Source organism: Photobacterium sanctipauli (genome assembly GCF_003026495.1).
Classification (GTDB): domain Bacteria; phylum Pseudomonadota; class Gammaproteobacteria; order Enterobacterales; family Vibrionaceae; genus Photobacterium; species Photobacterium sanctipauli.
Map to the genome: position 1 here is coordinate 24,827 of NZ_PYMA01000029.1, position 19,654 is coordinate 44,480.

Annotated in this window: 16 protein-coding genes; 10 read left to right on the forward strand and 6 right to left on the reverse strand. The window is 46.4% G+C overall.

Annotated elements, in window-relative coordinates:
* Positions 1-31: 31 nt before the first annotated feature.
* Positions 32-1,270 carry a peptidase T gene (gene pepT, locus C9I98_RS25515; protein WP_036823843.1) on the forward strand — a complete coding sequence of 413 codons (1,239 nt, stop codon included), beginning with the start codon at positions 32-34 and terminating at the stop codon, positions 1,268-1,270.
* A 100-nt stretch (positions 1,271-1,370) separates the two neighbouring features.
* Here the strand turns inward: pepT and C9I98_RS25520 are convergent, their stop codons facing one another.
* From C9I98_RS25520 to C9I98_RS25535, 4 genes are all read right to left on the reverse strand, one after another.
* Positions 1,371-2,855, reverse strand: a complete 1,485-nt coding sequence (locus C9I98_RS25520) for an alanine/glycine:cation symporter family protein (RefSeq protein WP_036823844.1) — start codon at positions 2,853-2,855, stop codon at positions 1,371-1,373.
* A 572-nt stretch (positions 2,856-3,427) separates the two neighbouring features.
* Positions 3,428-3,628 (reverse strand): hypothetical protein, encoded by a 201-nt coding sequence (locus tag C9I98_RS25525; protein WP_036817674.1) that lies wholly within the window; start codon positions 3,626-3,628, stop codon positions 3,428-3,430.
* A 312-nt stretch (positions 3,629-3,940) separates the two neighbouring features.
* Positions 3,941-5,629: an NAD-dependent malic enzyme gene (locus C9I98_RS25530; protein WP_036817671.1), complete on the reverse strand. Its 1,689-nt coding sequence runs from the start codon at positions 5,627-5,629 to the stop codon at positions 3,941-3,943.
* 481 nt (positions 5,630-6,110) lie between these two features.
* Positions 6,111-7,145, reverse strand: a complete 1,035-nt coding sequence (locus tag C9I98_RS25535) for a polysaccharide deacetylase family protein (RefSeq protein ID WP_051901912.1) — start codon at positions 7,143-7,145, stop codon at positions 6,111-6,113.
* A gap of 267 nt (positions 7,146-7,412) precedes the next feature.
* On the opposite strand from C9I98_RS25535, the gene C9I98_RS25540 reads away from it, so the two are divergent.
* Both C9I98_RS25540 and C9I98_RS25545 read left to right on the forward strand, forming a co-directional pair.
* Positions 7,413-8,684, forward strand: coding sequence for a YeeE/YedE family protein (locus C9I98_RS25540; RefSeq protein ID WP_051901910.1), 1,272 nt, complete (start codon positions 7,413-7,415; stop codon positions 8,682-8,684).
* Between the two features lie 223 nt (positions 8,685-8,907).
* Entirely contained in the window at positions 8,908-9,102 is a 195-nt protein-coding gene (locus C9I98_RS25545; protein WP_146153907.1) for a hypothetical protein, read from the forward strand.
* A gap of 753 nt (positions 9,103-9,855) precedes the next feature.
* Here the strand turns inward: C9I98_RS25545 and C9I98_RS25550 are convergent.
* Complete coding sequence (locus C9I98_RS25550; protein WP_036819077.1) at positions 9,856-11,421, reverse strand: arylsulfatase; 1,566 nt, start codon at positions 11,419-11,421, stop codon at positions 9,856-9,858.
* 148 nt (positions 11,422-11,569) lie between these two features.
* Between C9I98_RS25550 and C9I98_RS25555 the strand changes: the two genes are divergently transcribed.
* From C9I98_RS25555 to C9I98_RS25585, 7 genes are read left to right on the forward strand one after another with little or no spacing between them, the layout of a single operon-like run.
* Positions 11,570-12,574, forward strand: coding sequence for an AAA family ATPase (locus C9I98_RS25555; RefSeq protein WP_036819080.1), 1,005 nt, complete (start codon positions 11,570-11,572; stop codon positions 12,572-12,574).
* A gap of 8 nt (positions 12,575-12,582) precedes the next feature.
* Positions 12,583-13,557, forward strand: a complete 975-nt coding sequence (locus tag C9I98_RS25560) for a DUF58 domain-containing protein (RefSeq protein WP_107272645.1) — start codon at positions 12,583-12,585, stop codon at positions 13,555-13,557.
* Positions 13,554-14,054, forward strand: a complete 501-nt coding sequence (locus C9I98_RS25565) for a DUF4381 domain-containing protein (RefSeq protein ID WP_107272646.1) — start codon at positions 13,554-13,556, stop codon at positions 14,052-14,054. Before C9I98_RS25560 ends, C9I98_RS25565 begins: the two co-directional genes overlap by 4 nt.
* A complete protein-coding gene (locus C9I98_RS25570; protein WP_036817853.1) occupies positions 14,047-15,162 on the forward strand; it encodes a vWA domain-containing protein in 1,116 nt (371 codons plus the stop codon). The genes C9I98_RS25565 and C9I98_RS25570 overlap by 8 nt, the downstream gene beginning before the upstream one ends.
* A complete protein-coding gene (locus C9I98_RS25575; protein ID WP_036817856.1) occupies positions 15,155-16,840 on the forward strand; it encodes a VWA domain-containing protein in 1,686 nt (561 codons plus the stop codon). The genes C9I98_RS25570 and C9I98_RS25575 overlap by 8 nt, the downstream gene beginning before the upstream one ends.
* A gap of 1 nt (position 16,841) precedes the next feature.
* Entirely contained in the window at positions 16,842-18,317 is a 1,476-nt protein-coding gene (locus C9I98_RS25580) for a BatD family protein (RefSeq protein ID WP_051901924.1), read from the forward strand.
* Between the two features lie 42 nt (positions 18,318-18,359).
* Positions 18,360-19,262, forward strand: a complete 903-nt coding sequence (locus C9I98_RS25585) for a LysR family transcriptional regulator (RefSeq protein ID WP_036817858.1) — start codon at positions 18,360-18,362, stop codon at positions 19,260-19,262.
* Positions 19,263-19,557: 295 nt separating this feature from the next.
* On the opposite strand, the gene C9I98_RS25590 is transcribed toward C9I98_RS25585, so the two are convergent.
* Positions 19,558-19,654: IS3 family transposase (locus C9I98_RS25590; protein ID WP_146153873.1), on the reverse strand; the 97-nt coding region annotated here is incomplete at its 5' end.

The following is a 19,654-nucleotide window of genomic DNA, read 5'->3' on the forward strand; positions in this document are numbered from 1 at the left end:
CTTTGAATTTTGAATAGATTGTGGAGAGATCATGAACATTGTTGATCGTTTTCTGAATTACACTCGCATTAATACCACGACAAACAGGGAAAAGGGTGCGGCAGGTATTATGCCTTCCTCACCGGGGCAGATGGAGCTGGCGCAATTGTTGGCCAATGAACTTCAAGCATTAGGCTTGGTTGACATCGATCTTCGTGATACGGCTATTTTGACTGCAACGTTACCTGCCAATACCGATAAAATCATTCCAACGGTATCGTTTTTTGCCCATCTCGATACCAGTGCAGAGCAAACAAACGATACCAAAGCCCAAGTTGTGCGTTATGACGGGGGCGACATTGTTCTTAATCCTTCTCTTGATATCGTACTAAAGCAAGCCAAGTTTCCAGAGGTAGCAGCATACCAAGGGCAGGATATTATCGTGACTGACGGTACCAGCTTGTTGGGAGCGGATGATAAGGCGGCGATTGCTGCCATCCTGAATGCATTGCAGGTATTACAAGTGAACCCTGAAATTGAGCATGGTGAAGTGAAAGTGGCTTTTGTGCCAGACGAAGAGCAAGGCTTGCGCGGCGCGAAGGCATTTGATGTTGAGGCGTTCGGTGCTGACTTCGGCTATACACTCGATTGCTGTGGCATTGGTGAGTTTGTCCATGAAAACTGGAATGCGGGTAATGCCGTGATCACTTTCAACGGCCAATCGGCACACCCGATGTCTGCGAAAGGTAAGCTGAAAAACTCATTGCTTATGGCGCATAAGTTCATAGCGATGCTGCCTGGCGGCGAGGCGCCGGAGTATACCGACGGTACAGAAGGTTACTACTGGGTCAAAGAGCTGGCGGGTAACAGTGCCAAGACCGTGCTTAAAATGGATATTCGTGATTTTTGCCAGCAAGGCTATGCCAAACGCATGGCATTCTTACAACAACTGGCCGATAGCTGTGAAGGCTTGTGGGGGGAAGGTTCAATTGATATCGATCTTTCCTACCGTTACGAAAATGTAGCCAATAGCCTACAAGGCGACGCGGCATTCCCGATTGATATTGCCAAGGAAGCGTATAAGCGTAATGGTATCGAGATGAAAGCGATTCCGATGCGTGGTGGCTATGATGGGGCAGTGTTGTCGCAAAAAGGACTACCTTGCCCGAACATTTTTACGGGTGCCCATAATTTCCACTCTATCTATGAGTACTTGCCTGTCCCGTCATTAGAAGCGGCAAGTAATGTCGTCGTGGATGTTATCTGCATTACGGCTGAAAGAGCGAAATAAGACTCGTCAGTTAAATTTACCCTGCCAAAATTGAAAAAGGCCGCAAACTTACGTTTGCGGCCTTTGCTTTATCTAAATCTTAGCTTGATCTAGGTCTTAATTATTTGGTTGCAGCTGCTGGCTTCGCATCTTCTGGATGCCATGCACCATCTAGCTCGTCTAGCTCAGGGAACTTAGAGCGGTCGAACTCAGGTGTCTTGCCTTGCTTAAGCTGAACTTCGTAGTCTTTGATAACTTTGATAGCCAGTTTAGATAGCAGCACAAGCGCAACAATGTTGATCAGTGCCATCATACCCATTGACGCATCAGCTAGGTTCCATACCACAGGTAGAGAAGCCACAGAGCCGAACATCACCATCGCAAGCACACATAGGCGGAATGCAAACAGACCTTTCTTGGTGTTGCCGTTTAGGAACATGATGTTAGTTTCTGCATAGCTGTAGTTCGCAATGATAGATGAGAAACAGAACAGTAGGATTGCAGCCGCCATGAAGTAAGTCGTCCAGCCACCAAGCTCGCTTGTTAGCGCTTGCTGAAGCAGGCCGATACCTGACGCCGCATCTGGCTGATCCATCACGCCTGTTAGCATGATCATTGCCGCAGACGCTGTACAGATAACGATGGTATCAACAAATACGCCTAGCATCTGAACAAAACCTTGAGAAGCAGGGTGGTTCGGGTTTGGTGTCGCACTTGCAGCAACGTTTGCCGCAGAACCCATACCAGCTTCGTTCGAGAACAAACCACGTGCGATACCGCTTTGCATTGCTTGAGCAATGGTGTAAGCCACACCACCCGCAGCGGCTTCTTGCCAGCCGAATGCGTGCTTAACGATCAGTGAGATGACTGCTGGTAGCTCAGTGATGTTCATCAATACGATGACCAGCGCAATAGCAAGGTAGCCGATAGCCATTACCGGTACGATGCGTGCTGATGCTGCAGCAATCTTACGAAGGCCGCCCATGATGAAGAACGCTGAGAAAGCAACAATAACCACACCCATGATGGTTTGGTTAAAACCAAATGAGTGGCTTAGTGCATCAGTAATGGTGTTTGCCTGAACTGCGTTGAACACAAGACCGAAAGCGATGATTAGGAATACAGAGAACAGGCTGCCCATCCAGCGCATGCCTAGGCCTTTTTCCATGTAATAAGCAGGACCACCGCGGTACTGACCATCAACATCTTTGGTTTTGTAAATTTGGGCTAGTGTTGACTCGATAAATGCAGTCGACATACCGAATAGGGCAATGACCCACATCCAGAAGATAGCACCTGGACCGCCAACAGTAAGCGCAACTGCAACACCGGCCATGTTACCTGTACCTACACGTGCAGCCATTGAGGTGCAGAACACTTGATAAGAGCTAATGCCATTATCTACATCTTTGCCGCTTTTTAGTACGGCAACTGCGTGTTTGAATTGACGAATTTGAATGAAGCCTAAACGTAAAGTGAAGTAGACACCTACTGCAACCAGTAAGTAAACAAGGAGTTGGCCCCATAGAACACCGTTAACAGCGCCGATCACAGTCATCAGACCATCATTCAGCGACGTTAGCCAAGATTCGTTAGTAACACTCATAGTATTTTCCTGTAAATGACGCCCAGCAAAGACGCTCGCTGGGCTAACTGGAACGTCCATTTATATGTCAGTTCATGAATATGATTCTGAATTTATATTTGTTATTACTCGTCATTGAGCATTTATTTGTAACTAGTGGAAGTTACAATTATGAAACATTGAATCAGTTGTTTCATCTGTAGACGGGGCTGTAAGTTAGCACATAATTTGGAAGTAACAGTGAGATCTATATCACGTTTTATGAATGATTTTACTGCAAAAGAAGGTTGCAGTATGATGTGTTATTAAATAAGTTGTTTTATTTCAGTGTTTTAGTTTGTTTATAACTAGTGTAATTAACTTTCTAAATATACAGTGTTCAATTGATAATATATTCGAATTTTACTCTTTATTAACAAGATTCGCTGGCATTTTTAACTTTAAAGTCATTCAATTGTGCTGGTTTTCATTAACATTTGAATTAATTGGTAACGTGTATTGGTCGAAGTTGTTGTTTGTTTTGTGTTTGCATGTAACGGCAAAGCCGCAAACTTGTATGCGGCTCTGAATCGGGCTTGAATAAAAAGTGAATATTAATGAAGGGTTAGAGAGGCAGCATCATAGACATAATGGCCATCTTCTTCTTTGTTCGGGGCTTGAACGTGATTGTTTTCGGATGAACCTTGGGCTGAAACCGTAAATTGGTGGCCGCAGATACACAGGTAACGGTTATCACCAGAAACTAAAAATTCTTCATCTTGACCGCATTTACAGCACTTGGGTTGACTCGGCATACGCCACTCCTTATTAGTATAATAATTACCATCATAGTGGTAGTTAATATGACAGGAAATCAGCGCGTTGATTTTATTGGATTGATCGCTAAGTTTGGAAATTTGCCAGCATACAGGTTTGAATTTTATCGCGTAATGGTATAGGCATAACGGTATTCGTATTGTTGGTCGGTTTGTAGCCGAAGTCGCAGTGGATGCTGAGTTGTAGGCTATAAAAGTAGGGCGATAGGAGAGTTCTACTAAAAGAAAACCCGCACGAGGCGGGTTTTCATTAAATTAACTGAGTCGTACTTAATAGCAACTAAGCTGTACTTAGAATGAAGTACGCTTGTAGCGACGGTATTCTGACTTCCAGAAGTTATCGTCGATCTTCTCTTTAATACGCTCGTCAGTATTTTTCGGTGCTTTCTTCTGCTCAACCGCTTTTTTAGCTACGGCGAAAGCAATGTGACGTGAAACGCTTTGGATTTCTTCCAATGGTGGAAGAAGTGCACCTTGACCGTTAATTGCCAGCGGAGAACACTCAGCTAGGGCACGGCTACTTTCCATCAGCATTTCGTCAGTAACACGACGTGCACCCACAGCCAATACGCCTAGGCCAATGCCAGGGAAGATGTAGCTGTTATTACACTGTGCGATTGGGTAAGTTTTACCGTTGTATACCACTGGCTCAAATGGTGAACCCGTTGCCACTAGTGCGTTACCGTCAGTCCAGCGGATCAGATCAGCTGGCGTTGCTTCAACTCGGCTAGTTGGGTTTGAAAGTGGGAAGATGATCGGGCGATCGCAATTTGCATGCATTTCACGGATCACTTCTTCACTGAATAGGCCCGGTACGCCAGATACACCAATCAGTACGGTTGGTTTAGCATTACGCATGACGTCAAGCAGTGAGATATTGTTGTCTTCGGTATCCCACTCATTGATTTTGCTACGTGTCTGAACCAACTTCTTCTGGAAGTTGATGAGGTTCGGCATGTCGTCAACTAGCAGACCCCAGCGGTCAACCATGTAAACCTGGCTACGTGCTTGATCTTCACTGATCCCTTCAGAAACCATCTGAGCGATGATCGCTTCAGCGATACCACAACCAGCAGAGCCCGCGCCTAGGAAGGTGATACGCTGCTCAGACAGCTTGCTGCCTGCTGCTTTACAAGCTGCTAGTAGGGAACCTACGGTCACAGCTGCGGTGCCTTGGATGTCATCGTTAAAACAACATACTTTATCTTTATAGCGCTCAAGCAGTGGCATTGCGTTTTTCTGTGCGAAATCTTCGAACTGAATTAGCGCATCAGGCCAACGCTCTTTTACTGCTTGGATAAATTCATCAACAAAGTTTTCGTATTCCTGACCAGAAATACGAGGGTGACGCCAACCCATGTACATTGGGTCTGACAGTCGCTGCGGGTTGTTAGTACCTACATCCAGAACAACAGGAAGAGTGTAAGCTGGGCTGATACCACCACAAGCGGTATATAGAGATAGCTTACCAATTGGAATACCCATGCCGCCGATACCCTGGTCGCCAAGACCAAGAATACGCTCGCCGTCAGTCACAACGATAACTTTTACGTTGTGGCGAGATGCGTTGTTTAGCATGTCTTCGATACGGTCACGGTTCGGGTAAGAGATAAATAGACCACGACCACGACGGTAGATGTTAGAGAAATCTTCACACGCCGCACCTACAGTTGGGGTGTAGATGATTGGCATCATTTCAGAGATGTGGCTTTCAACAAGACGGTAGAAAAGGGTCTCGTTGGTATCTTGGATATTGCGCAGGTAAATGTGCTTATCCATATCGTTATCAAACTTTTGGTACTGTTGATAAGCACGTTCTGTTTGTTCTTCAATCGTCTCGATTGCTTCTGGAAGTAAGCCTTCCAGGTTGAAGAACATGCGTTCTTCGACAGAGAATGCACTACCTTTGTTTAGTAGGGGAGTTTCTAATAACGCAGGTCCAGCGTAGGGAATATAGAGAGGACGTTTATTGTTGTTCATGCAATAGACTCTGTTTCTGTGGTAGCCAAGAGGAGAAAAGCATCGCTGTTTTTCATGTAGGCAATTATCGTAGATCTACATTGCTTATATTTCAAAGGGAAACCCACTGTTTTTCGCGCTTGAGATCATGTTTTTTAGTATTTTTTTACGGTCTTTAACACGGTAAATCGAATTAAGTTTCAGTTGTGTGATCTTTTTATTATTTTGGTTGCAAATTTGATCTATTTGTTTCTTATTGGTTTCTTTGTTTGTGGGTGAAATGGCGTGAAATTAACTTATCTATTTTTGAACGCTGTGACACGGAATTAGTGTTGCGAATTTGTTGTTATTGTTTCTTTTACGATCGATTGCCGTTGCTGCTTGTTAATTCTTTTGGTGTAAAATGATCGCTGTACTGCTTTTGATTTTTGTAAATCTTGGATCAGTTCAAACGCAAAAAGCCAGCAGACTGATTGCTGGCGTTTTTCTTATCGAGGGGTAGCTACTCAGCCATAACTAGCCACTGCTGTGAAAGCCAATAAAATGGCGAGCCGTTTCGGTGTGGCGCGGTGCAGTTAACGCGATGCCGGCCATTACCCAGTGGCTGTTGTGGGATAACTGAAAACGAGGTATCGGATAACCAGTTGGGCTCAAGTGCTTGCCCATTAATGTAGCAGCGCAGGTGTGGGTAGTAAGCGTCCTTGGAGGGCAGCAGATTAACCGTCATTGTAGGTTGGCGCTGCTGGGTTACCGGATCAGGTAGTTCGCTATAGTTCAGTGGAAGCGGGTGTGCGTTGATCTTGTGGCGTAGTGAGTTGACTGAGCCATAGTTGCCTGCGGCGTTATAGCGAGGCAGGGCTTGCCAATCGCTATTCAAACCAATAGAGCCAGATTGCTGACCGAAAGCAATGTAGCCTTGTTCGCTTACCCAGTGTTTGAGCTCATTGTTATATTCGCCATAAGGGTAGGCAAACAGCATGGGTGCTGTTCCAATTTCTTCTTTTATTCTCTGCTGGGCTTTATTGATGCTGTCTTTGGCGTTTTGTAGCCAGTGGGCATCGTTCAAACTGCTTCGTACAAGGTAGCCATGATCGGTTGTGTGGTTGGCGATGGTGGCCCCATTTTTCGACATTTCTTTGAGTTGCTGCCAGTTACAGTAGCCGGTGTAGCCCTTATCAACAGGGGCTGTGCTGACAAAAACGGTAAATGGAAGCCCTCGGCGTTTCAGCTCTGGGTAGGCATTTTCGCACACAGACACAAAACCATCGTCAAAAGTGAGTGCCAAGCTTTTTTCATTTAGCGCTTCACCAGTCTGAATACGGTGAACCATCTCTTCAAGGCCAATGATTTTGTAACCTTGCTCCTCAAAGTGATCCAATTGCTCAGCAAATTGCGCAGTGGTGGTTGATGTTGAGTGAGGCGTATCGTCAGCAATGTGGTGATATAGCAAAATATTCGCGGATTGTGCGTGAATTGACGCCGAAAAGACTATACCAGATAGCACTGAAGGTAGCGCAATACGAGAAAGCAGGGACATAAAAAACACTTAATGAGTGGGCGTTGAAAACGATTGTAACGCTTTGTTGGATATGGGGTTCGCATTGTACGCATCTTTTATTGTAATGAAAGTAGATCGTACCAAGGCATTAACTTTGTTAATTTGTTGGTGGCATACTTTTGCTTATATCAATCGGTGCATGATATATGAATTAATAGTTTTATCATTAGCCGGAATGGCGCTCTAGAATGGTCGCTTCGACATCCTTTTGTAAATAAACCAGAGAAAGAGTTCAAGGACGAAGCAATGACCGCAACACGTCAGCTGTATATGGGCGCAGCTTTATTAGTATCTATTTTATTGGTAGGGGCATTACTGCTTGGGGAAGGTATCTATTTAAGGCTGATCTTAGGTTTAGCGTTAGGTATTGCTTTAACCAAGGGGGCGATTGGTTTTGCTGGGAGTATTAACCGAGCCTACCGTCGTGGTTCTACTCAACTCTTGCAAACACTGATGATTTTGTTTGTCGTCACCGCTGTGATTAATGCAGGCTTGTTATACGGCGCCGAGGCTGGCACTTATAACTTGTGGGTTAACCCAATCAACATAGGTTTGATTGTCGGCGGTTTGATGTTCGGGTTCGGTATGACGCTATCAAGCTGCTGTGCGTCCGGTGTGATGGTGGAAATGGTGAGCGATGTGCCTAGAGCATTAACCACGCTTGTTGCTTTCGGGTTTGGTGTCTTTATTGGCTTTCCTATCCAGTCAAGCTCACCCCTTGTCACCGAGACCTTGTTCTCAACGGCTAGCTATGAAGGGCAAGGGGTATTCCTACCCGATTTATTTGCGTGGGGTCCATTAAACGGCTATCTGATGTCAATTCTGGTTACGATTGGTTTTGCGGTATTAACGATCAAGCTAGCGAAAAAATATGAACAAAAACGTAAGCAAGATGGCACTTACCTTGGGGTAGATGCAGAAGCTAACCGTGAGGCAAAAGCATTGGCAAACCAAGCCCCATCGCGATTTGCATGGCTAAGTGGTTTATGGACCATGAACACCGCCGCTTTGGTTATTGCTATTACCTTCGGTGTCATGATGGCGACAACGGCGAACGGATGGGGAGCATCGTCACCGTTTGGCTTCTGGTTTGGCAAATTACTGCTGACCTTTGGCATTGAGCTTGAAACAATTACCTCCTTCACCGGCCGTCCTGAGCAGGTATTTACAACGCCATTTTTTGAGCATGGTGTCTCGGTTCAAAATGCAGGTATTCTGTTGGGCACCCTAGTTGCGGTGCTATGGATAGGTAAATTTAGTTCACCTTGCAAAACGAACTACTCGTTCAAGCAATACATGCTGTTTGCGCTTGGTGGGGTGCTAATGGGATTAGGTACGCGTTTTGCCAACGGCTGTAATGTGGGTGCGCTGTACACCCCGATTGCGAATTTCTCGCTGTCTGGCTGGATTTTCTTTGCCACGATCATTGCTGGTGGCATTCTAGGAAACCAGTTTGCTCGAAAAGTAAGTTTGATTCCAGTCGCGCCAAAACCTCAGCTTGCTAGCGTAGGGCGCTAGCATAACCGCTGCTTTATTCTGTTAGGCTCGGACTAAACACGAGTAAAAACCGGATCGCTCAGTACCCCATGATGCTTGTAGTGTCATAGGGTATTTCTTTTCTGGCTGGCACGTTTTGGTAAGTGTTTGGCTTATCAATAAGCATAATGAAGACATGAACACCCGAGTGGCTTAGCTAGTCGAGTCAGCTTGGGATCCATTTTTTGTCTTCAAAGGTGATAGTGTGCAGTTAATGTCATGTTCGATTTACTTCAATGAGAAAGTCTATAACTTCCATGCCGTAGAGCGCGTGTTGTCATTTATGGACAGTACTAACCTCACGTCCGAATCCCTCAATGCCGTGATCAGAACCTATTGCGGTAAGCGTTTTTTTTGCCAAAAGCTAGATGAGCTAGTCGATATGATGATGTCGCTGTAACAGCACTAAGTGAATGAAGTCACTGACCTCTATATTCGATATAAAACAATAACGTTTGTAGTACCTCTGTTCGCCCCGCAAGGGGCTTTTTTTCGTACCGAACCAGATTGTTACAACCAGCGGTATACCCGTTATTCCCCTTGACACCTTTGGTTATGAGATTGAAGGTGCTGAAACAAGGAGTTGAGGATAAAGATAGGTAGGCAAAGCACTGTCTATTTATTGTGTGGTGTAGTTACAACTAGTAGTAAACCAGTTCTTCCCCTTGATACCTTTGGTTATGAGATCGAAGTTGCTTAAACAAGGAGTGGAGAATAAAGATAGGTAGGCAAAGTACTGTCTATTTATTGTGTGGTGTAGTTACAGATAGTAGTAAACCAGTTCTTCCCCTTGACACCTTTGGTTATGAGATCGAAGTAGTTGAAACAAGGAGTTGAGAATAAAGATAGGTAGGCAAAGCACTTTCTATTTATTGTGTGGTGTAGTTACAGCTAGTAGTAAACCTGTTCTTCCCCTTGATACCTTTGGTCATGAGATCGAAGTTGCTGAAACAAGGGGAAGTTAGATGGGGTTGTTGCGATGATGCTTCAAGGTGCTGGAAATTGGTGTGAGCGTATGTGGTGAAGATTGGTGGATCATCTCTCCCGCCTCCCTTCAAAAGGGAAGAATAAAGCCTTGTAGACCAAAGACGACTGCCCCAAAAACAAAGCCTAGCGATTGCTAGGCTTTGTTTAGTGTTGCGGGCACGAAGTGTTATTTCATGCTTTCAACTTGCTTTTGCAATTCATCAATCTGCTTTAGCTTCGATTGCAGTTTGAGTGAGTCAGAGCTAATTCTTGCCGGGTTTAAAACAGTACCTGATTGCATTGGGTAATCTGGTAGTGTTTGGAAGAAGCCGCCAATCACATCTTGAATAGGAACGAACAACCACATGTTGTCGGCCATCCAGCGAAGGTACATCGCAGATTCATGCGGTGCTTTCTCGAATGGGTCGGCACGAAGGTGGATGATCTGCGGCCAGTTTTGTTCAAAGCGAACCGCATCCGCAATATTGCCTTCCATTACCGCGAAGTTAAGCTTCCAGTCGTTCCAGCGCACTGCGTTTAGCTCACCGTTGGCCGAGAAGTACATGAGTGACTCACGAGGGCCTTGCTCTTCTTTACCTTCAAAGTAAGGCTTGAAGTCGTAACCGTCGATATGAACTTTCCATTCCTTGCCGTTGGCATTGTAGCCTTCAGCCAGTTTTTCCTTAACGTTATCGACGCCAGCGGCTGCCATAAGGGTTGGTAGCCAGTCTTGGTGTGCCATCATTTCATTGATCTTTGAGCCTGGCTCAATGACCCCCGGCCAGCGTACTAGCTGAGGTACACGCATACCGCCTTCCCATGTTGTGCCTTTTTCACCATGGAATGGGGTCGCACCGCCATCAGGCCAAGTCACGGTTTCAGCACCGTTGTCGGTGGAGTAGATAACAATGGTGTTATCAGCAACGCCTAGCTCATCGAGTTTGTCGAGCAGCACACCCACTTGATCATCGTGTTCTAGCATGCCGTCAGCATAGATACTGATGCCCGATTTACCTTGGTATTTTTCCTGTAGACGAGTCCATACGTGCATACGGGTTGTGTTGTGCCAAATAAAGAAAGGCTTGTCGGCTTTTACTGCTTTTTCCATGAACGCCAACGATGTTTCTAAGAACTCTTCGTCAGCATGTTCCATACGCTTACGGGTCATTGGGCCGGTATCTTCAATCTTGCCATCGGCATAGGATTTGATCACACCGCGCGGGCCATAGTTCTTACGAAACTCAGGATCTTTCGGGTAGTAGTAGGTTTCTGGCTCTTCTTCGGCATTGAGGTGGTATAGGTTACCGAAAAACTCATCAAAACCATGATTGGTAGGCAGGTGTTGGTCTTGGTCACCTAGGTGGTTTTTACCGAACTGAGCTGTCATATAGCCTTGCTCTTTCAGAAGATCAGCCAGCGTCGGTGCCCAGTCAGGAATACCGTGGGTTGAACCTGGCATACCGATGGTAAGAAGACCGGTACGGAAAGGTTCTTGGCCGGTAATAAATGCGGCACGACCCGCAGTACACGATTGTTGGCCATAGTGATCGGTAAATAGAGCACCTTCATTCGCAATACGGTCGATATTCGGGGTTTCGTAACCCATCATGCCTTGGTTATAGGCACTGATATTCCAGTAACCGACATCATCACCAAAAATGGCCAAGATGTTTGGCTGATCGGCTGCCGCTGCTGTACCTGTGGTGGCTAATAGGCTAACGCCCACTGCGACCTTGCTTAGTTGGTTCGCCATAAAGTTAATCCAGTTTGTTGAAGTAAATTGAATTGGGAATAACTTAATCTGGCGCGGCGGCGGTGTCGCTTTATAGTCACTATAACCTCAGGTTATGAGGGGATTTAATAAAATATCGGTTCTGAAGGTTATTGTTATCGGAGGCGATATGAGCTCAACCCAGCAGGCTATTTCATCCATTATTCAATCAGTCGAGCAATCTGTAATCGGACAACAGCATGTGGTTCGATCATTAGTGATCGGTTTATTAACCAATGGGCATGTATTGCTAGAAGGCTTACCCGGTACGGCCAAAACCCGCTCGGTAAAGGCATTGGCAACGGCGTTAAATACTAGCTTTGGTCGAATTCAATTTACCCCTGACTTGTTGCCCTCCGATGTAACGGGGACAGAGATATACCAAGACCATAACGGCACCCCAACGCTGCATTTTCAGCCAGGCCCTATTTTCAATAGCATTGTGCTAGCTGATGAAATCAACCGAGCACCCGCCAAAGTGCAAGCCGCATTACTAGAAGCGATGGCAGAAAGTACGATCACGGTTGGCGATAAAACCCACCAACTGCATGACGTTTTCATGGTGCTGGCAACCCAAAATCCGGTTGAACAAGAGGGCACCTACCCATTACCCGAAGCACAAATGGATCGCTTTATTATGAAAGTCACCGTTGACTACCCAGACGATGACGCCGAACTGGACATCATTCGTTTGGTTCGTAGTGAAGAATTGGATCATGTTCAGCTCGATAGCTCCGGCGACGTAGTCCAACAGCACGAAGAGCAAATCACGGTCGATCCGGCAATGATCTTACAAGCGCGCCAAGAGCTACCAGCCATCGAGGTATCGGAACTGGTAGAGCGCTATATCGTAGGCCTTGTGATGGCGACCCGACATCCAGAGCGCTATCCAGAATCACAACTTGCCCGCTGGATTGATGTGGGAGCTAGCCCGCGAGCCTCTATCGCGTTAGATAAATGCGCAAGGGCGCAAGCATGGCTGCACGGAAAAGCTTTTGTTGAGCCCGATGACGTAAGATCTGTGCTCTCAAATGTCCTCGGCCATCGGTTTACCTTGAGCTATGACGCATTGGCCGATGGTATTTCTCGTCAGGATGTTATCAACGAGTTGCTCGACCATGTTGTGATTGGTTAGGAGGGCGCATGGTAGTTAACGGTAAGCAGCCTAATAGGCTCGACCATCGTCTTTATTGCGATTATGCAAACTTGGTAAAACTGCAGGCACATGCGGATGGTTTCAAGTTGTTACCCCGGTTGTGTGCTGGAAGCGCGTTAGTGGGTCGGCACCATTCTGCGTTCCGTGGCCGTGGGTTGAACTTTGAAGAGTTGCGCCACTATCAGCACGGTGATGATATTCGCAATCTCGATTGGAAAGTCACGCTACGCACGGGCAAACCGCACATTCGCAGTTATACCGAAGAAAAAGATCGTAACGTGATGATTTGTGTTGATCAGCGTAGCAGCATGTTTTTTTCTTCCGTTGCTGTGATGAAAGCCGTTGTTGCCGCTGAAGTGGCGGCGCTAACGGCGTGGCGTGTGCTCAAAGACAGCGACAGGGTTGGTTTTGTCATAAGTACAACCGATGAATTGGTATGGAGTACACCAAAACGTTCGCAGCGTGATACGTTGCTCCAGCTCAGCCAGCTGGCGCAAGCAAACCAACGGTTGTCGGCAATAAGTCGTGATAGTAGCGAGGTAGGTTTCGATCGGCTTATTGCTTTGCTCAATCAGCTTAAGTGCCGCAATACCACCATCATTATTTTAAGTGATTGGAGCGGGGTAACCGATGATGGCATCCATCACCTGAAATACCTTCAGAAGCATAACAATGTATTGGGTGTACTGATCACCGATCCGTTAGAAACATCCTTATTAACAGAATCAACGAATGGCACCCAGGGGTTTGTCCCTTGGGTCGTTGCTGATGGGGACTACCAACTAAACCTTCACCGTAAGCCGCAAGTGGATAAAGCCAGTGCAGGGTTAGCGCACCATTACCAGTTAAAAAAGCAGCAGCTGCTCAAGCTGATGACTATTCAGCATCTCCCCATGATCGAGTTAGGGACTGGCGGGGATCATCTAGCCAAATTCAAGGGTATGGTTGGAGGCTTGGTATGAGTGAACATACACCGCCTAGCACCTATATATTGCGCAATATCGTCGATGTTGCCGTGCCTGAAAATGTGTCGTGGTGGCCGCAAACCCTAGGTTGGAAAATACTCGCAGCCGTGCTGGTTTTACTGTGCTTATTGGGTTTGTATCGATGGTGCAGGCATTGGTGGCATAACCGGTATAGGCAAGAAGCGATCAAAGCTTTGGAATGCATTGATCTTGCAGTGCCGCAACATGCTGCAAGTGAACTGATGACGGTAATAAAAGCGGTGTTGACCTACCTCGACCCTCGACATGGCTCATTATTTGGAGAGCAACTTCTAGCCGAACTCGATCGGTTATACCCCCACAGCCATTTCCATTTTTCCGGCGAAATTGGACGTTGCTGGCAAGCATCGTTACTCACTTCTCAGCAGCAAATTAACCGTGCAGAACTGGACGCCCTGTTTGCCCACTCAAAGGAATGGTTAGCTAACCACCGTGTTGGAGATCAGCGTGATTAATATTTCAGGGCTGGCGTTAGAGTTTGCCCACCCCTTGGCTTTGCTTTTATTACCTTTGCCCGTTGCCGTTTATTGGCTTATTCCCGCTTACAGAACAAAGAAAGTCGCTATTAAGGTGCCGTTTTTTAACACCATTCTAGACGTGTTAGGAGAAACACCATCTGAGGGGGCAAGCCAACTATCGCCACGGTGGTGGCAGCGGATCATTTTGGTTTTGTCTTGGGCATTGTTGGTGATTGCGCTGGCGAAGCCCTTGGTACTGGGTGACCCTCAAGTGCGTGAACAAATGGGGCGTGATGTGATGGTGGTATTGGATTTATCGGGGTCAATGGCTGAGACCGATTTTGTTCTTACCAATGATGATGGAAAAAAACAGCGCGTATCTCGGCTTGATGCTGCGCAACAAGTATTGAGTAACTTCGCTGAGACACGCAAAGGCGATCGACTTGGCTTGATATTGTTTGGCGATGCGGCGTTTATCCAAACACCGTTTACTGCGGATTTACAAGTTTGGCTGGGCTTGCTTGAACAAACGGATGTTGCCATGGCAGGACAAAGTACCCACCTCGGTGATGCTATTGGCCTGGCTGTCAAAGTGTTTGATGCAAAGCCGTTTGAGCAAGGCCATAAGCAAGGCAGTGGTCCAATCGATCACCCACGTGAGAAAGTGGCGATTGTGTTAACCGATGGCAATGATACCGGCAGCTTTGTGGAGCCTATTGACGCCGCGAAAGTCGCCAATGCCAAGGGCGTCAGGATCCACATGATTGCCATGGGCGATCCAACAACCGTTGGTGAGCAAGCGCTTGATATGAAGACCATAGAGCGGGTGGCAACGATTACTGGCGGGGAATCATTTCAAGCATTAAACCAAACTGAGCTTGAGTTGGCCTACGACAACATTGGTCAACTTGAACCTCAGTTGTATGAAAGTACCACCTATCGGCCAAAACAAACTATTCATCATTATTTGGTCGCCATTGTGGTGGCACTGTATTTATTGGCGTTTACCGTAGTGAGTGTACAAAAACTCATAGCATCAAGGTTGGCAGCGAAAGCTAGCTCGGTAAATGGTTCTACGGTCAGCCAAGGAGAGCAGCATGTTTGATTCTCTATTTTGGCAGCAGCTTTGGACCAGTTTTCACTTCTTGCGTCCATTATGGTTATTGGCATTTATTCCTCTAGTCATAATCGTACGTGCCCGTTGGCGGCAAGATGATGAAAACCAGTGGCAGCGTGTTTTACCTGATCATCTAAGAAAGGCACTCACCGTGGGGGATAGTGGCTGGAAGCACCAGTTACCCTTGAAAGTGCTAACTATGGTGATGAGCCTGGCGATCATTACATGCGCAGGGCCGAGTTGGCAGCGAGAGTCTTCGCCTTTTGGTGAAGATAAAGCGGCGATGCTGGTGGTGTTGGATGTGAGTGAATCGATGCTAGATACCGATTTAGCCCCGAGTCGTTTAGCGCGGGCTAAACAGAAAATTCAAGACCTGCTGGATTTACGTCAAGGTGGTTCAACTGGTTTAACAGTTTACAGTGGCAGTGCCCATGTTGCGATGCCGCCAACCCAAGATACGGCTGTTTTTAATCCTTTTTTAGCTGCGGTTGAGCCAAGCATTATGCCGGTGGCTGGTAAGTCGGCTCAGTCAATATTGCCTTTAATCTCAGAGCAACTGGATGATGATAAGCCCAGCTCGGTGCTACTCGTCACGGACGGGGTGACCCCAAAGGCAATCCAAGAGTTTGAGCATTATTTTTCGGCTAGTCCTCATCAATTGTTGGTATTGGGGGTGGGGAATGCTGATGTCGTGAGCCAGTATCCTTACGATGTTAGAGGGCTGAAAACATTAGCAAGTAAGACGAAAGGAAAGTTTGTTAGCGCCACAGTCGATGAGAGCGATGTAAAGCAGCTAAATCGTTATGTTGAGCGACATATGCAGTTCAATAACGAGTCGACCATGCCTTGGAAAGACATGGGCTATTACCTCTTGATACCCATTTTGTTGATTATGTTGCTCTGGTTTAGAAAAGGGTGGCTGGTGCAATGGTGCGTTGTGGGTGTTGTATCCCTGCCTTTGATATTTGCTCCTGGCGTTGAGGCAAAAACAGTTCATGTGATGGCTAATGAAACTGCACAAGTTCGTGAAATCACCTTGACCGAGCGAGTGGGGCAGATGTGGATGGATTTATGGTTAACACCTGATCAGCAAGGCCAGTATTATTTTAATCAAAAGGAATATGACAAAGCTGCACAGCACTATGCTAACCCGCTATATAGAGGGATGGCTTACTATTACGCAGCGAATTATAAGCTGGCTTATTCTGCATTTGTTCAGGCTGAAACAGAGCAGGGGTTGCTCTACGCGGGTAATGCCCTGGCTCGCCAGCGTGAATATTTAGCGGCAAGGGATTTATATTTTCAGTTGGCTGAACAAGCAAAATCAGATGCGATTCGTGCTGAAGCAAAGCATAACTATGATGTACTTAAAGGCATCGTTGATGAAATAAACCGCGTGAGTGAAAGCCAGTCAGGAACAACAGATGGCCCTGAAGAGTCGTTTGAACTCGGCGATGATCAGCCTCGAACAGCAGAGGGGGCCGAGGAGCAAGTTGATGCCTCAATGATGGTGCGTAAAACCTTGAATGCCAATGAGATATTAGGCAGTGAAGAGTTAGCGGATAAGTGGTTGCGTCGTGTCGAGGCCGATCCGAAGTATTTTCTACAAGCTAAGTTTCAACTCCAGAATATCCATAATAATTCAAGCAAGAATAGGGGAGAGTAGCATGATGAGTTTGAATAATTGTGCCATTGCCCGCTTACCAATGAACCCCTCACTGCGCAGCTTAATGCTGATCTTGTTCATTCTATTTAGCGCAAGTCTGGTTGTGAGTTTTGATGTTCATGCGCAAGGAGAGCATGCAGAGTTAGTCAAAATAGAATCATGGCTTGGTGAGAGAGTCGACAATCCGGATAAAGAGCTGGCACAAACCTATGCGGTCAATGAGCAGCTCATACTGAACATCGAAGTGTCGACACCAAGGTGGTTTACAGGTGGTACACGTATTGGTGATATTGAAATCCCCAATGTGATTGTAAAACAGCGCAATCCATTGGCGACGAATTATACCAAGCGTGAAAATGGCCAGACTTGGTCGGTGCAACTTTGGGAAATCACCCTATATCCTCAAGCAGCAGGCCAATACCAAATAGCGCCTATTCAGGTGGATACATCGGTCTCCGGTAGGGATGGCAAAACTGTTAGAACCACTCTAAGTACGACACCGAATGAGTTTAGGGTGACAGTGCCATCGCAGCTACAAACGCTAACAGATAAGAAGTGGCTCTCGGCAAGCAAAGTGAATATCGATCAGGCGTGGCAAGTGGCTTCTGGTAACGGTAGCCAATCAGGCGAGCTGTCGACACTGAAAGTCGGAGACACGATTACCCGAACAGTGAAAGTGACCGCGAATGATACGTTGTCGGTACTGATCCCCCCTTTGCTTGATACACCTGTTGAAGGCAATAAAGGAAGCTCAGGCTCCAATGAGGTAACAATATCATCGAAGTACCATTGCTATTCTCAGCCCAGCAAATTGGAAGATACCCAAACACGAGGTCACTATATCTCTAGCAGAGAAGAGGTGGTGACCTATGTTGTTCAAGCTGGTGGTGAGGTGACGTTGTCACCTGCTGAGTTGTATTGGTGGAATACATCAACCAATCAACTTGAAGTGATGACCTTAACGGGCAAGACGTTTAACGTAAAACATACCTTTGGATCATTTGTTGCTGAATACCGAGCCAGGGTTCTCGCCGGCATTACCATTATAGCGGGGCTTGGGCTTTCGATAGGGTTTGTCGCGAGATACTACGCAAACAGGCCAACACCACTTTGGGGGCAATTTGCTGAATCTGTAGTTAAGCAGCACTGGCCAAAAGCGACTGGATTGGTGTATCGAAAATTAAGACGTGACACTCGATTAATCGAGCTTAATCAATATAGCCAAAATGCTATTTATCAGAACAAAACGTGGAAGAAAGTAAGTCATGCTTTGCAGAATAGCCCAAAACAGAAAAAGGGCAGTACAAGGCAAAAATGGGGTCTGCAAAAGTTGTTTTTCTCTGCTTGGCGTCAGATCAGAAAACCGGAACAGCAACAGAGAAATTTTAAATTTGCGATCCCTAAGGCATTGCCAGAGTTAGAAAATATTCGCCCAAAGGCCGACGCTTCTCTACACTCAAATTATAACAATGATTAATTTATTTTTTTATTTTACGCGAGTTAACCCATTAGCCGAATAATGAAGAGTACCGAATTAAACCTTATTCCCATATTTGTCGCCGTTTTTGAAGAGCAAAACTTATCACGAGCCGCAGCGCGCATGGACATCAGCCAGCCTGCGGTGAGCAAGGCACTCAAACGTATGCGCGACATCTATGATGATCCCTTGTTTCACCGCACGACAAGCGGGGTAGAGCCAACGACTTTTGCATGTGATATTTACCCGGCAATGGCGGCGGCATTGAAGAACTTCAGCTCGACATTGTCAGCTTCAAGGGAGTTCGATCCGAAAACATCGCAGCGGATATTCTCAATTGCCTGTGTATCAGTAGCTAGCTATTTATTGATACCGGCATTGATCAATCTGATCAGGAAGGAAGCACCGAATGTCGCTTTGGAAGTCCATCCGCTGTTTACTGAAGATATGGAAGCCGATCTCAGGTTACAGCGATATGATTTGATCATTGATATGGCGCCAAGAGGGCGAACATTATTGAAGACGGAAGTCATTTATTCAGAGCCGCTTAATGTCGTGTGTAGTCAATCCCACCCGCGAATAGGCGACCAAATTTCATGGGACGAATTCCTAGCCGAAGACCATGTGGTTGTCTCCCGGTGGCATAGCCGCCGTAGCTTGCTGAATTCTGACGATATTCCTCAGCTAGAAAAACGTAATATCGTGGTTCGCGCTGCAGGGGCGGTGGAAATGCTACCGATCATCTCAAGCTCCGACATGATAGGGATCTTACCTAAATCGACCCTAACGGAGTTTGGGCAAATGTACGGTGTGAAACGTCTTGAGCTTCCAGCCGGTGAAACCCACCGCGAACTTTGCACCATCTGGCATCCCAGCCGTACCTCCGAAAGTAGCCACCGTTGGTTGCGCCAATTGATCCAAAAGGTGGCGAAAGGGATATTTTAGTGATAGCTCTAAATTAGGTGTAAGTGTGGTGGGCTTTGAGGTGGTTTAACTTATATTTGTCCCTTTTCGTGTTTTCACCAATTTATACTTCTAGCCGGTAGAGCCCAGTTTGACTTAGCTCTCTTCATATTTGTAATGTATCTAGAGATATGCAACTTACTACCTGATGAACAGGAATTAGGATGGAACCAATAGTCGTCTCTCCACCATTGCGTGGTGATTGGAATGCATTAAATTGTCCAGGAGATCAGGTCCCTAGCCATGGTGATCTGCTCCAGCCAGACTGGACACTTCATTAAGCGACATTTTGCTTTTCAAAGTTAACTGGGCTTAGGTACCCAAGAGCACTGTGCCTTCTCGTCTGATTATAATCAACCTCAATGTACTCAAAG